This is a genomic window from Pseudophaeobacter flagellatus (assembly GCF_021228235.1).
In the GTDB taxonomy this organism is placed as follows: Bacteria; Pseudomonadota; Alphaproteobacteria; order Rhodobacterales; family Rhodobacteraceae; genus Pseudophaeobacter; species Pseudophaeobacter flagellatus.
The window spans coordinates 1-12,001 of sequence record NZ_JAJQRG010000004.1; the positions used below are offsets into that span (position 1 = coordinate 1).

The following is a 12,001-nucleotide window of genomic DNA, read 5'->3' on the forward strand; positions in this document are numbered from 1 at the left end:
AATTCGTGAGCTGATGAAAGCGGTTGACGAGTATATCCCTACTCCTGCCCGTGCGGTTGACCAGCCCTTCCTGATGCCTGTTGAAGACGTGTTCTCGATCTCTGGTCGTGGTACCGTTGTGACCGGCCGTGTTGAGCGTGGCGTGATCAATGTTGGCGACAGCATCGAAATCGTTGGCATCAAAGACACCCAGACCACCACCTGTACCGGTGTTGAAATGTTCCGCAAGCTGCTGGATCGCGGTGAAGCCGGCGACAACATCGGCGCCCTGCTGCGCGGTATCGATCGTGAAGCTGTTGAGCGTGGCCAGGTTCTCTGTGCACCCAAGTCTGTGAACCCACACACCAAATTCGAAGCCGAAGCCTATATCCTGACCAAGGATGAAGGTGGTCGTCACACGCCGTTCTTTGCGAACTACCGTCCTCAGTTTTACTTCCGTACCACTGACGTGACCGGCACCGTGACCCTGCCCGAAGGCACCGAAATGGTTATGCCTGGCGACAACCTGAAGTTCGACGTTGAACTGATCGCGCCCATCGCGATGGAAAACGGCCTGCGTTTCGCCATCCGTGAAGGCGGCCGTACCGTTGGTGCCGGCGTTGTGTCCAAAATCACCGATTAAGGTCGAGTTTCCATAGGAAACTCTGGCCAGTGGTGACAGGTGATTTTCCCCACCGGGGAAATCACGGAGACCCACACAGGTGAATTCTACAAAAGGGCGCCCAAAGGGGCGCCCTTTTTGCATTGATACCGCAGCAGGTGGTAGGCACCATACGGAGCAGGAACAGGACGTAGACGGTTCCCGAGGGGAAGACTAAATGCCGGTTTTAAAATTTCTGTTCTGGATGCTGGTGGGGTGGCAAGGGGCGCTGGTGATCTGGCTGTTCAAACTTGTGCCATGGTGGGCTTTCTTTTTTCTGGCCTATTTCCTGCTAAGGCTCATGGGACCAGAGTACACAAAATACCAAATTGCGATGGATAATGTCGTCGCTGATACCGATCCCCCACGCGCGCCGCTTGTTTTGGTCGAAGACTTTGATGCCAGTCGAGATCTTGGTCCGATGGATGAAATTTTGGTTCAGGCCAGATGGTCCGAGGACCTGCCCGCCATCGCTTTTGATGGGGTATCAGTTTTGGACTTCACAGTGCTCCCTCTGTTGTCCACCGCCGAGGATCGGATTGCGGGGCTCGCCTTTGCCGGAAAGAGCGAGCGTGAGCAGCTGTTGCACCTGGTTCGCGCAGGTTTAGAGGCAGGGGCGCAGCTGCCTCTGCATGGGCGCTACGACAACGTGCCTTTTACTGACCAGCGCGTGCAAAAAGAGTTACAGCGCTATCGCAACAGGTTCAATCGCTTGGGTTACGAGATTGGGGAGCATCTGGTCCTCATCAGCCCCTATCTGGACGGGCGCCGTGCAGAATTGGTTCGGGCAGCGGAAGGCAATAGATTCTGGGCGCGTGTGTTGATGGTCCTGGCGGGCCTCAGCCTTGTCTTTGGCATTGTAAAGCTTGTTCAAAAGCGCCGATCTACCGCGGGCAAGGTCAGCATTGGGAGCTCTTGAAAGTCGAACCTCTTAGGTTGAGGCTAAGGGGGCTTCCTGAGGCTGCTCTGCTATCTTGGTTCGGGGGGGCGCCCGACTGCGAGGTCGGCCCGATCGGTGATCTCATCCAGCGCGGCTTGCAGGCTGAGCCGCAGGGTCTCGGCCTCGTCTTCGCTGGGCTTTTTCGGCACCGGATCGGTCCATTCCTGACAAATCAACACGCCGCGTGAAAAGGGCAGGGGCAGCATCTGCTTGTCCCAGGTGGGCAGCTTCAGCACCCGGGGCTGCGCAAAGGCGACGGTAAAGACCCGGCAACCGGTCATCCGTGCCCAGGTGATGGGCACCCCGGATGAGATGCGCGCCGGGCCACGCGGGCCATCGGCAGCGATACCGATAGAACAGCCCTCCTTGGTGCGCCGCAGCACCTCTCGTGACAGGGCGACATGCCGTTTGTGGCTCGACATCGGGATGGTTTCAAACCCCAGCCGCACCAGAATCTGCCCCGCCAGCCGCCCGGCCCGCGCCGCTGATGTCAGCGCGCAGATGCGCCCGAGCGAGGTGTCAAACAGGTAGGGCGCCATGATCAGCCGCTGATGCCAGAGCACAAAGATCACTGGCTCGCCACGGCTCACGGCCGCATCCATGTCCTCAAACCCAGTGCGCTGCCAGCGCGATGTGCGATGGGCGAAATCAACATAGCGGGCAAAAAGCGCCTCGATCATGCGATTGAAGCGAGGGCTGTCGGCAATTTTCTTTCGCAGGCTCAATAGTGGATCCCTTTTTTGCCTGTCATAGAATAGAAACCGTGCAAGAGCCAGTCTGCCGACTGGGCTAGCCCAGACTGAAGGCGGCACAGGGATTCGCCGACAAAAAACCGCACTATTTCTGCTGATTTCCCCCTTGCGAGTCACGCAGAGGTGGCTTAGGTACACCGGCACTGCAGGGGTATAGCTCAGTTGGTAGAGCGACGGTCTCCAAAACCGTAGGTCTCGGGTTCGAACCCTGATGCCCCTGCCAGTAAAATAAGGGACTTACCGCCCTTTTTGATCTCTACCGAAAAATAGTTTCCCACAAAGTTTCCCACGGTCTCGTTTCGTTTCCGTTCTGTTCGCGTAGTGCTTGCGCCTGCTTTGCGAGGACTTTTTGACTCGCGCCGCGTGAATACTTCTGGATCATGGACAAACTTTTGTGCCCCGTGATGGCTGCGATCTGGTGGTCAGTACATCCTGCCTCTGCCAGCTCGGCAGCGGCACTGTAGCGAAGGCCGTGCAGGCTGTATTCTTCCAACCCAAGTATCTTTTTGATTTTGAGAATCTTTTTCTGGATCAGGTCATAGCGCACCTGGCGCCCGAACTTGTCAGATAGGATGTAGTGCAGGCTTTGACGAGGCAGTGATCGAAGGGTCGCACGCAGACTGGCGGTGAACGGAATCCACAACCTTACACCGGTTTTGTTTTGAGTTACCCAAATGCCATCGTCTTCGACGTCGGACCATTTCATTCTAGTTAGGTCAGAGGCTCGCTGTCCGGTTCCAAGCGCCAGTTCAAATGCCAACAAGGGAAGCCCATCAGCGTTCTTACGAAACGTTGCGATTGCAGATTTTGGCCAGGGCTTGTGGCCGTCACCTGTCTTGATTTTCTCAATCCCTTTGGCTGGGTTGTCGCGCTGCCAATCAAGATTGATCGCATGCTCAAACAGAATCGAGAGCATGTGGGGAATGTAATTGGCAAAGCGGGCTCGATGCCGGTTCGCCATCTGGGCTTGGATCACAGCAGACCGGCGCATTTTGGTTGGTTTTTTTTCCCGATGGTGTCTGACAGGTATTCTAGGACTTTAGAATAATCCGACTTTGTGCGCGGCGCCAATCGTCAGCACTTTCCGAATGATGATGACGTGTTTGGATTTGGTCGAATGCGCCAAGGGCCTCTTACGATTCCCATCGAGGTGCGTCAGGTAATCCCGGACCATCCCTGTGGTAATCTTGGTGACATCATGTTTCCCGAAATAGCAGATCAAACCGTCTTTCGACCGATTCAGCAGCTTATTGTCGCCATCCGACCATTTTGACTGACCCTTCTGCATCGCTATCAGCTTCTTGGCGTAGTGTTCAAAGCTGTCCGACATTTGCGATGCAACAGTCCTGCCCGCCAAAGCTGCCATTCGTTCATCGCGCAGCATTTCAACGGGCTCGTCGTCAGTCAGCGGACAAGACAGTGATGGTATTGCGGGATTTTACAATCAACCTTCTGTGCCGCCCCCGCTCCTCGTTTAAATAAATTAATCTTCGACTAAATGCAGTTTCGCCAAGCAAGTGCCAGAGACTGGCGTTCAATATCGCTCAATTCTCCCCCTTCACGGAAGCCGCCCATGACGCGCGCGGAATCGAGCCTGAAGTCGATCTCTCGGGCACGGGTGACTGCTGTCTTGAGCGCCTCTATTGGAACAGTGATGAAAATTTTGTCATCGCCGTAGCGCAAGGTGAGATCCTGTCGCCCGATCGAATGCTGCTGGCCATCAATCGTCAGCTCGACTGCATGGAGAGGCAGGTCGTCTGGGTTTGGATATGACGGCGTTGCAAGATCCATAGTGAACAGAAGGCTCGGCGTTCCTGAACTCTTGCTGCAAAAGGCCGTAATTTGGTCGAGCATCGAGTCAGACCGGTGCGGCCTGGTTGCTCCTACAAGACCATCTCCGTAGGGTTCCATAAACCACTTTTTCAGCCCGCTTCCTGAGGAAATCGAGAGTTCCTCGAGCTCGGCGGTGGTAGGAAAGTAGAGACCATCGCTCGGGGTGGCGGATGCAAAGGCGACGATGCGTGCATCAACGCCCATCTCGATGGCGTAGAGCACAATCTGGCCGGTTAGAGCCTGGGCGATCGATAGGGTACTGGTTTCGATTTCTGTCACCTGCTCTGCTGTGAGCATGTCGCTCCCGCGCTCTGGATTTCCGTAAAACTGATGAAAGCCAAGTAGGCTGGGGCCCGTGGGGTAGTAGGGAGAGTCCACGAACCGCTCACGGCCACCCAGAAACGCATAGGCGCATGAGCTAGCACAGACGCCGGCCTTCACCTCGTCCCACCAAGTGTCGCAGGAGGCGTTGTAACCCTCAAAGACGCGTTCAGTTGTGCCGATATGTGTTGTCAGACCAGCCTGCCGGATCATGCGTCCGAGCTCCATCCCAGCTGCGAGGTTTCGGTTGGACGAAGAAAGCTGTGCACGACAAAGCGAAACATCCTGACGTGGTGGCCGGTGATAGTCACACCACGGACCTTGTCCCCACGCTTGGCACATTCCAATGCAGCCTTCATGAACCGCTTGTACTCTCTGTCCGTGAAGGTGTGCCTCGGGGTGTCAACGGTTTTGATCTTCGGCATGACCGGCAGGACGTTCAGGAGACCGTCTTCAACGGCAATAGTCAGGACTTTCCGAATGATGATGACATGTTTGGATTTAGTCGAATGCGCCAGCGGCTTCTTACGATTCCCATCAAGGTGCGTCAGGTAATCCCGAACCATCCCCGTGGTGATCTTGGTGACATCGTGCTTCCCGAAATAGCAGATCAACCCGTCTTCCGACCTGTTCAGCAGCTTGTTGTCACCCTCAGACCATTTCGACTGGCCCTTCTGCATCGCCATCAGCTTCTTGGCATAATGTTCGAAGCTGGTTGCCTTCACCTTGGCGTGCTCGCTGTTGGCTTTGCTTCGGAAGCTGTCGGCAAACTCATAGGCCACTTCAATCGCATCGAGTCGCGATCTCTCCTTGGAGGAGCGATGGACGTATTTCCCGGCAATCGGATCTCGGAGGCGGATAAGCCAGTATGGGCTGCGGGCCGTCAGGATGGTGGCCAGCCCCTTACGGAGTTGTTTTGATTTGAGTATTCGGTTTTTGGAAACTTTCGCCAAATCAAGCCCGTAAGAAGAGTGTATAACTGTGTGTAACTTTTACGGGGGAATTTCCAGGGCTTCAACAAACCAAATAAATCAACTATTTCAGTGATTTAGTGGTGCCCGGGGGCGGAATCGAACCACCGACACGAGGATTTTCAATCCACTGCTCTACCCCTGAGCTACCCGGGCACGGGAAAGGCTGTTCGCCTTGGGTGTGGGCCTTCTAAGACGTCCATGCGGCAGTGTCCAGAGGCTTTTTGCAAGAAAAGCACTAATGTCGGATTGGCGCTGAACTGTCGCTGGTCGCTTCAGCGCCAATGGGTTCTTCTATAGCTTTTTCAATGTCTTCGGGGTCGTTGCTGGGGATGGCATAGCTGCCATTGAGCCATTTGAGCAAATCCTGATCGGCGCAGCGTTTGGAGCAGAAGGGGCGGTGGCTTGGCGCGGTCGGGGCGCTGCAGATCGGGCAATTCATGTTAAAAGGTCCGCAAGGACGGTGCGACCGCGCTTGCGTTGCAGTTCAAAATTACCAAGATTGGTCCAGCCAACCAGGATGGTGTCTTCGCTGTCGGCGCGCAGGGCCCCGCGCAGCGCACTTTCAAAGGTGCTGCGGTCCTTCTTTGGCATCGGTGCCACGTCAATCACGATCTGGCCGCCAAGGCCGCGCAGGCGCAGGGCGCGGGGCAGGTGTTTGGCGCAGGCGATATTGGCCTTGGTCCCAGCTGCCAGAGAGGTGTCATTGCCGGTGTTCACATCCACAGCGACCAGGGCGCGCGTAGATTCGATGAACAGATAGGCCCCGCCGGGCAGCGGTTCGCGGATGGAGCGCGTTGTTTCCAGCGCATCCAGCACGCCGTGATGTTCGAAATCGCCGGCTTCGCGGTATATATCGGCAGGTGCGCTCCATTCGCGCCAGGCGCGCAGATGCGGGCCATCGCCTTCGGTCAGCACCTCTGTATCGCCCTCGGCATCAGCCAGAATCTGTGCTGCCAGATCGGCCATGGCTTCGATGTCCTCTGCCACTTCATCGGCATCGGCCCCCGCACAGGCAGAGCGCAGGATCATGCCATGGCTGGCGCCTTCCAGCACCCCGTGGGCGATTTCGAGCAGCCGGTCACGCTCTTCCTCGTCGCGGATAGAGCGAGAGATATTGAGCCCTGGCGCATCAGGCGTGGCAATGGCGTAGCGGCTCTTGAACAAGAGCTTCTGCGTCACCGGAATCGCCTTGCCCGGCTCGGCATAGCCGGTGACCTGGACCAAGAGCATCTGTCCTGGGGCCAAGCCCTTGACCTGGCGCAAAAAGGCGGGGCCATCCGGGGTCGACAGGAACATGCCACCTTGGCCTTTTACGGGGCGGTCGGCGCGGGCGCGGTACACGGTGCCGGGCAGCGGCGCATCGCCATCAATGAAGAAGTCTTCAAGCTTGCCATTCACCATCAGCGCAGCGGCTTCGCGGCCTTGAATGTGGTCCAGAATGATTGAGCGGCCCTTCATGCGGTGGCCTCCTTGTAGAGTGTGCAGCCTGCGGCCAGCAACAGATTTGCGGTCTCGGCCAGGGGCAGGCCAACGATGCCAGTGAAAGAGCCGCTGATCCAGGGAATAAAGGCCCCAGCAGGCCCCTGAATGGCATAGCCCCCTGCCTTGCCCTTCCAGTCGTTGCTGGCGAGATAGGCGTTGAGTTCGACATCAGACAGGCGCTTCATCTTGACTTGGCTGACCACCGCGCGCTGCCAGAGCTGATCACCCCGGCGCACGGCAACCGCCGTAATCACCTGATGGCGACGTCCTGCCAGGGTCAGCAGAAACTCGGCAGCCTGGCCCGCATCGGCGGGTTTGCCCAGAATGCGCCGTCCCAGTGCCACTGTGGTATCGGCGCAAAGCACCACGTCGCTGTCCTGGGCAGGCACAGCAGCAACTTTTTCGCGGGTGACCCGGGCGCAATAGGCGCGGGGCAATTCCCCCTTCAGGGGGGATTCGTCGATATCCGGCGGGCATATGTCATCCGGGGTGATCCCCAGTTGCGCCAAGAGCTCCAGCCGTCGTGGACTGCCTGATCCCAGAATGAACGCCATGCTTGGCTCTCCGCTATTCTTTGTGCCGGGCCTCTTTATCAGTCGGCCCTGTCTGTCAGCCTGTCATAAGCGCAGGCCGGAAAAAACAAAAGCCCGGCGGAACAGCCGGGCTTTGGTTCGATTGGTGGATCAACGGCTTACTTGAAGCGATAGTTGATCCTGCCCTTGGTCAGGTCATAGGGGGTCATTTCGACCTGGACCCGGTCGCCAGCCAGAACACGGATGCGATTCTTGCGCATCTTGCCTGCCGTATGTGCGATGATCTCATGGCCGTTTTCCAGCTCGACCCGAAACGTCGCATTGGGCAGGAGTTCCTTCACAACACCGGGAAATTCGAGCGTATCTTCCTTGGCCATGTTGTCTCCATCTTCGCATTACCCCGCCAGTCTGCGGGAACTGCGCCTAAATGATCCCATTTGGCCAATATATCAAGGGCGCAATCACCGCTTGAGGCGGATTCTAGAGGTTTTTATCCTCTGCTCTTGCTCTGGCCAATGGCTTCGGTTGCGTACTACACCGTCGGCGCGCACATCGGCAACGGTTTTTACGTCGACTTCGGCATAGGTCCAACCCGGCCGGTTGAGGTCTCCTTCAGCCAGTACACCGGTGGCGGGAAAACCGGTGTCGGGCGGGCCAAAGACGCCGCCGGTGCCAACATTGATGTCCACAGATGTGGTCCAGGGCGCCGCACCAACAACAGAGGACTGCACGGTCACACATTGGTTTTCCAGCGCTCGCGACATGGCGCCAATCCGCACCCGCCAATACCCGGCCAGGGCCTCAGTGCATGAGGGCATCAAGAGAATATCTGCTTCGGCCAGCGCCCGCCCCAACAGGGGGAATTCGCTATCATAGCAGATCAACACGCCAATTTTTCCAAGCCCCGTGTCAAATATCTTCAGCGGCCCGCCCGCGCCAATTTTCCACGGGTCTCGCTCAAACATTGTCATGATCTGCTTGTCTTGATGATCCCGTTTGCCGCAGGGGCTGTAGAATTCCGCCCGGTTAACGGGGAGATCATACCCCGCATGGACAGGGGCAGAAGCCCCTAGAATATATACATTATGCTCCGCCGCTAGGGCTTGATGCAGAGCTGAGGCCTGTTCCATACGTTCAGATACTGCCGCAATGGATCGCTGCAGGTCCGCCGCGACATCTTCACCTGCCAGGGTCGATAGCTCCATCGCGCCGTATTCGGGAAAGACAAGGAGATCCGCCCCTTGAGCGGCGGCTTCGGCGACCCAGGCAGAGAGCTTGTCTTCGTACTGCGCCCAGCTGTCGAGCCAATCAAGCGGATATGCGGCAGTTGCAATTTTCATCGGATCAGGCCCTCAAGTTATCTCTGGTTTGGCGCAACAAGACAGAGCGGCCGTGAAATGACAACCACTGCCCTGGCTTTGCGCAGGCTAAGCTGTCTGGCAGAGGGGGCATGTTCAAAATTGCAACGGTCTGTGCCTGGCGGTGCGGCTGCCGAAATCTTTCCAGGGGAAACGGATAATGGCTCCTGCCTGCGGACGATAGACGCGTTTGCGCCGCAAGGGGCAAGCGAGGCGTGATTTGTGGGCCGCATGGGCGCACCGGGGTTCTGCCCCCTACAAAAGCGGTGGGGTGAACCAAAGTTGCAGGCCTGGATACTGCGGCAATAGCAGCGATTCGGTGTCGCAACCACTTGGACAAACACTCGGTCAAATACCTGGGCAAAACTCTCGGCGTGGTCGACCAATGGCGTGCCGGTTGCCGCGTCAACCATCCGGACACCACCAAGGCGCTGGTCAGGACATTTCAGCACTATTGTGATAGCTTCGCGGATGGGAGAGACACCGGCGCATCACAGTCCAGCGCGGCGGCCATGTTGTCGGCGTAGAAGGCCGTGAAATGGCTGACGATGATTGTTGGCTTATGTGATCTCTTGCGGGGTGCCCCAGCGTGCGGTGAGATGCTTGATGATCTGGTCGCGGGTCTGGCGATAGCTGTCCAGCTTGGCCGCACGGGTTTCGCCCAGCCCGGTTGGGTCCATGATGGGCCAGTATTCGACCTCTAGATGAAAGACGCGCGTCAGTTCCAGTGCCCGGCGTTGGCTCGCGGGCGAGAGCGCCACCACCAAATCAAAGGAGGACAGATCGTCGCCCCATTGCTCCATCTCGTCGAAAGAGCGTGACCTATGGCGCGATAACTCCACATCGATCTCTTGACAGACCGCAACGCAAAAACCGTCAATCTCAAGATCATTCTTGACGCCAACGGATTGTACATAGGTGCCAGTGCCATAGAACTTTTTCATGATCCCCTCGGCCATGGGCGAGCGGACCGCGTTGTGGTCGCAGCAGAACAGGATGGACTGCGGCAATTCCTTCACCCGTCAGCCTCCGAAATGCAGCACGCAGATGAGCGTAAATAGCCGACGAGCGGTGTCGGTGTCGACCTCTGCTTTGCCCTCCAGGCGCTCTTGCAGCACCCGGCTGCCTTCGTTGTGAATGCCGCGCCGTGCCATGTCGATGGTTTCAATCTGACTGGGCGGCAGAGTCTTTACCGCAGAAAAATAACTCTCGCAGATCTGATAGTAATCCTTGACCACCTGACGGAAGGGAGACAGCGACAGATGAAATTCCGCAGCTTTCGCCCCAGCTTCGGTTTGCAGATCAAAGACCAAGCGCTTTTCACGAATGGCAAGACCCAGATGGTAGGGGCCGTCAATGCTTGGATGCCCGTCGCGGGCGGGCAGGGTAAAGGAGTTTTCCTCAATCAGGTCGTAGATCGCCACCTTACGTTCCTGCTCGATCTCCGCGGTGGGCAGAGGGAGGTTGCGGTCGTCCAACTCGATTTGGCTGATGCGGCTCATGGCGTTTGATCTCTGTCGGGATAGCGTTTCATTCAAGTCCTAAGCTATGGCGTGATCTGGGGCAAATGCCCAGTTTTCAAAACAGGCATTTGCGCATCAGAAAGGCAGCATTATTTCTGCGTCATTTTTCTATGAAAAATGCACGCATGCCTTCGGCGAGGATATTTAGGGCCAAATGAAGCTGGCATTTGCAATCTAATCTCTTTTAGCATGCCTTAGCGGTACATGCGGGGACGCCGATGACCGCGCCAAGTGAAGCCTCCCGGTTTTGTTTTACGGAATCGGGAGGTGAACCAGGTTTCATTTGGCGAAAAATATCCCGGGGGGAATTGGCCAGTGGCCAAGGGGGGCAGCGCCCCTATTTCTTATTCAATGCCTCCAGGCGAGCGGTGACCGAGAGGCCATGCGCTTCAAGGCTCTCGCTCCGTGCCAGGACCTCTGCTGCGGGACCAATGGCGCGCAGCGTATCGGGCGTCATCTGGCTGAGGGTTGTGCGTTTTATGAAATCCATCACTGACAATCCGGAGGAAAACCGGGCTGACCGCGCCGTGGGCAGGACGTGATTTGGCCCGCCGACATAGTCGCCGATGGCTTCAGGGGTGAATTGCCCGAGGAAAATGGCACCAGCGTGGATAGTTTTTTTGCTCAGGGCGCGTGGGTCAGCGACACAGAGCTCTAGGTGTTCTGGGGCGATGCGATTGGACAGGGCGGCGGCTTCGTCCAGGTTCCGCACCGTGATCACGGCGCCATAGTCACGCCAGCTGGCCGAAGCAATGGCCCGGCGTTCCAGGGTTTCCAACCGGGCTTCTACTGCAGCGGCCACGGCGCGGCCAAAGTCGGCATTATCGGTTATCAACAGCGATTGTGCGCTTTCATCGTGTTCGGCCTGGCTCATCAGATCGAGGGCAATCCAGTCAGGCGGCGTGTTTTTGTCGGCGATTACCAGAATTTCAGAAGGGCCGGCGATCATGTCGATTCCCACCTTGCCAAAGACCCGACGCTTGGCCGCCGCGACAAAGGCGTTGCCGGGGCCGGTTATTTTATCGACGGGGGCAATGGTTTCAGTGCCATAGGCCAGAGCCGCAATCGCCTGGGCACCGCCGACGCGGTAAATCTCGGTGACGCCAGCCAGACGGGCCGCCAGCAGTACCAGCGGGTTCAGCACCCCATCCGGGGTGGGGACGGTGATAGCCAGTCGTTCGACCCCGGCGACCTGGGCGGGGATTGCATTCATCAAGACGGAAGAGGGGTAAGAGGCCAGCCCCCCTGGTACATAGAGCCCAGCGGCAGACACTGCGGACCAGCGCCAGCCCAGCGTGGCCCCTGTGGCATCTTGCCATTCAGCGTCTTCGGGTAGTTGGCGGGCGTGGTAGGCCCGGATTCGTTCAGCGGCCAATTCTAGCGCGGCACGATCCTGGGCAGAGACTGTTGCAATTGCCGCGTCTACCTCGGCGGGGGTAATCGCCAATTGATCTGCGCTCAGCTCCAGCCGGTCAAATTTCGCTGTCAGCTCTAACAGGGCGGCGTCACCCCGGCTGCGCACATCGGCGATGATTCCGGCGACGGCGGCGTCCACATCGGGGCTGTCTTCGCGCTTGGCGTTCAGCAGGGCGGCAAAGGCGGTTTCGAAATCGGCGTCAGATGAATCAAGGAAAACGGGCATATT

At 57.5% G+C, this 12,001-nt stretch carries 15 protein-coding genes and 2 tRNA genes; 3 read left to right on the forward strand and 14 right to left on the reverse strand.

The genetic code is table 11. The annotated features are described in order from the left end of the window. Positions 1–622 (forward strand): EF-Tu C-terminal domain-related protein (locus tag LRK71_RS08880; RefSeq protein WP_269751689.1); only part of this gene is annotated, 622 nt, incomplete at its 5' end. 196 nt (positions 623–818) lie between these two features. Beyond that, on the forward strand, positions 819–1,559 hold the full coding sequence (locus LRK71_RS08885; RefSeq protein WP_232402750.1) for a hypothetical protein: 741 nt from the start codon (positions 819–821) through the stop codon (positions 1,557–1,559). A 50-nt stretch (positions 1,560–1,609) separates the two neighbouring features. Here the strand turns inward: LRK71_RS08885 and LRK71_RS08890 are convergent, their stop codons facing one another. After that, positions 1,610–2,305: a lysophospholipid acyltransferase family protein gene (locus tag LRK71_RS08890; RefSeq protein WP_232402751.1), complete on the reverse strand. Its 696-nt coding sequence runs from the start codon at positions 2,303–2,305 to the stop codon at positions 1,610–1,612. Positions 2,306–2,479: 174 nt separating this feature from the next. Between LRK71_RS08890 and LRK71_RS08895 the strand changes: the two genes are divergently transcribed. Further along, positions 2,480–2,555 (forward strand) — tRNA-Trp (locus LRK71_RS08895). A gap of 33 nt (positions 2,556–2,588) precedes the next feature. Here LRK71_RS08895 and LRK71_RS08900 read toward each other — a convergent pair. The 13 genes from LRK71_RS08900 to hisD all read right to left on the reverse strand — a co-directional run bounded on the left by LRK71_RS08900 (position 2,589) and on the right by hisD (position 11,998). After that, on the reverse strand, positions 2,589–3,308 hold the full coding sequence (locus LRK71_RS08900; RefSeq protein WP_232402752.1) for a tyrosine-type recombinase/integrase: 720 nt from the start codon (positions 3,306–3,308) through the stop codon (positions 2,589–2,591). A 63-nt stretch (positions 3,309–3,371) separates the two neighbouring features. After that, positions 3,372–3,716, reverse strand: a complete 345-nt coding sequence (locus LRK71_RS08905; protein WP_232402753.1) for a phage integrase SAM-like domain-containing protein — start codon at positions 3,714–3,716, stop codon at positions 3,372–3,374. 110 nt (positions 3,717–3,826) lie between these two features. Further along, complete coding sequence (locus tag LRK71_RS08910; protein WP_232402754.1) at positions 3,827–4,699, reverse strand: hypothetical protein; 873 nt, start codon at positions 4,697–4,699, stop codon at positions 3,827–3,829. After that, the gene (locus tag LRK71_RS08915; RefSeq protein ID WP_232402756.1) at positions 4,696–5,439 is read right to left on the reverse strand and encodes a phage integrase SAM-like domain-containing protein; all 744 of its coding nucleotides are present in this window, start codon (positions 5,437–5,439) and stop codon (positions 4,696–4,698) included. Before LRK71_RS08915 ends, LRK71_RS08910 begins: the two co-directional genes overlap by 4 nt. 99 nt (positions 5,440–5,538) lie before the next feature. After that, positions 5,539–5,613: transfer RNA gene (locus LRK71_RS08920), tRNA-Phe, on the reverse strand. An 82-nt stretch (positions 5,614–5,695) separates the two neighbouring features. Beyond that, positions 5,696–5,899 (reverse strand): DNA gyrase inhibitor YacG, encoded by a 204-nt coding sequence (locus LRK71_RS08925; RefSeq protein ID WP_232402757.1) that lies wholly within the window; start codon positions 5,897–5,899, stop codon positions 5,696–5,698. Continuing rightward, entirely contained in the window at positions 5,896–6,918 is a 1,023-nt protein-coding gene (locus tag LRK71_RS08930; RefSeq protein ID WP_232402758.1) for a ribonuclease E/G, read from the reverse strand. The genes LRK71_RS08925 and LRK71_RS08930 overlap by 4 nt, the downstream gene beginning before the upstream one ends. Beyond that, entirely contained in the window at positions 6,915–7,496 is a 582-nt protein-coding gene (locus LRK71_RS08935) for a Maf family protein (RefSeq protein ID WP_232402759.1), read from the reverse strand. The genes LRK71_RS08930 and LRK71_RS08935 overlap by 4 nt, the downstream gene beginning before the upstream one ends. A 137-nt stretch (positions 7,497–7,633) precedes the next feature. After that, a complete protein-coding gene (gene infA / locus LRK71_RS08940; RefSeq protein WP_005620785.1) occupies positions 7,634–7,852 on the reverse strand; it encodes a translation initiation factor IF-1 in 219 nt (72 codons plus the stop codon). 84 nt (positions 7,853–7,936) lie between these two features. Then, positions 7,937–8,815 (reverse strand): carbon-nitrogen hydrolase family protein, encoded by an 879-nt coding sequence (locus tag LRK71_RS08945; RefSeq protein WP_232402760.1) that lies wholly within the window; start codon positions 8,813–8,815, stop codon positions 7,937–7,939. Positions 8,816–9,393: 578 nt separating this feature from the next. Then, positions 9,394–9,852 (reverse strand): arsenate-mycothiol transferase ArsC, encoded by a 459-nt coding sequence (locus tag LRK71_RS08950; RefSeq protein WP_232402761.1) that lies wholly within the window; start codon positions 9,850–9,852, stop codon positions 9,394–9,396. 3 nt (positions 9,853–9,855) lie between these two features. Next, a complete protein-coding gene (locus tag LRK71_RS08955) occupies positions 9,856–10,335 on the reverse strand; it encodes a UPF0262 family protein (RefSeq protein ID WP_232402763.1) in 480 nt (159 codons plus the stop codon). 358 nt (positions 10,336–10,693) lie between these two features. Further along, complete coding sequence (gene hisD / locus LRK71_RS08960) at positions 10,694–11,998, reverse strand: histidinol dehydrogenase (RefSeq protein ID WP_232402764.1); 1,305 nt, start codon at positions 11,996–11,998, stop codon at positions 10,694–10,696. Positions 11,999–12,001 lie beyond the last annotated feature (3 nt).

Bases quoted from the DNA above. Each gene is read 5' to 3' on its own strand.
- LRK71_RS08945 (WP_232402760.1), bottom strand. From the start codon at position 8,815: ATGAAAATTGCAACTGCCGCATATCCGCTTGATTGGCTCGACAGCTGG.
- LRK71_RS08885 (WP_232402750.1), top strand. From the start codon at position 819: ATGCCGGTTTTAAAATTTCTGTTCTGGATGCTGGTGGGGTGGCAAGGG.
- LRK71_RS08955 (WP_232402763.1), bottom strand. From the start codon at position 10,335: ATGAGCCGCATCAGCCAAATCGAGTTGGACGACCGCAACCTCCCTCTG.
- LRK71_RS08905 (WP_232402753.1), bottom strand. From the start codon at position 3,716: ATGCTGCGCGATGAACGAATGGCAGCTTTGGCGGGCAGGACTGTTGCA.
- infA (WP_005620785.1), bottom strand. From the start codon at position 7,852: ATGGCCAAGGAAGATACGCTCGAATTTCCCGGTGTTGTGAAGGAACTC.
- LRK71_RS08925 (WP_232402757.1), bottom strand. From the start codon at position 5,899: ATGAATTGCCCGATCTGCAGCGCCCCGACCGCGCCAAGCCACCGCCCC.
- LRK71_RS08930 (WP_232402758.1), bottom strand. From the start codon at position 6,918: ATGAAGGGCCGCTCAATCATTCTGGACCACATTCAAGGCCGCGAAGCC.
- LRK71_RS08935 (WP_232402759.1), bottom strand. From the start codon at position 7,496: ATGGCGTTCATTCTGGGATCAGGCAGTCCACGACGGCTGGAGCTCTTG.
- hisD (WP_232402764.1), bottom strand. From the start codon at position 11,998: ATGCCCGTTTTCCTTGATTCATCTGACGCCGATTTCGAAACCGCCTTT.
- LRK71_RS08910 (WP_232402754.1), bottom strand. From the start codon at position 4,699: ATGATCCGGCAGGCTGGTCTGACAACACATATCGGCACAACTGAACGC.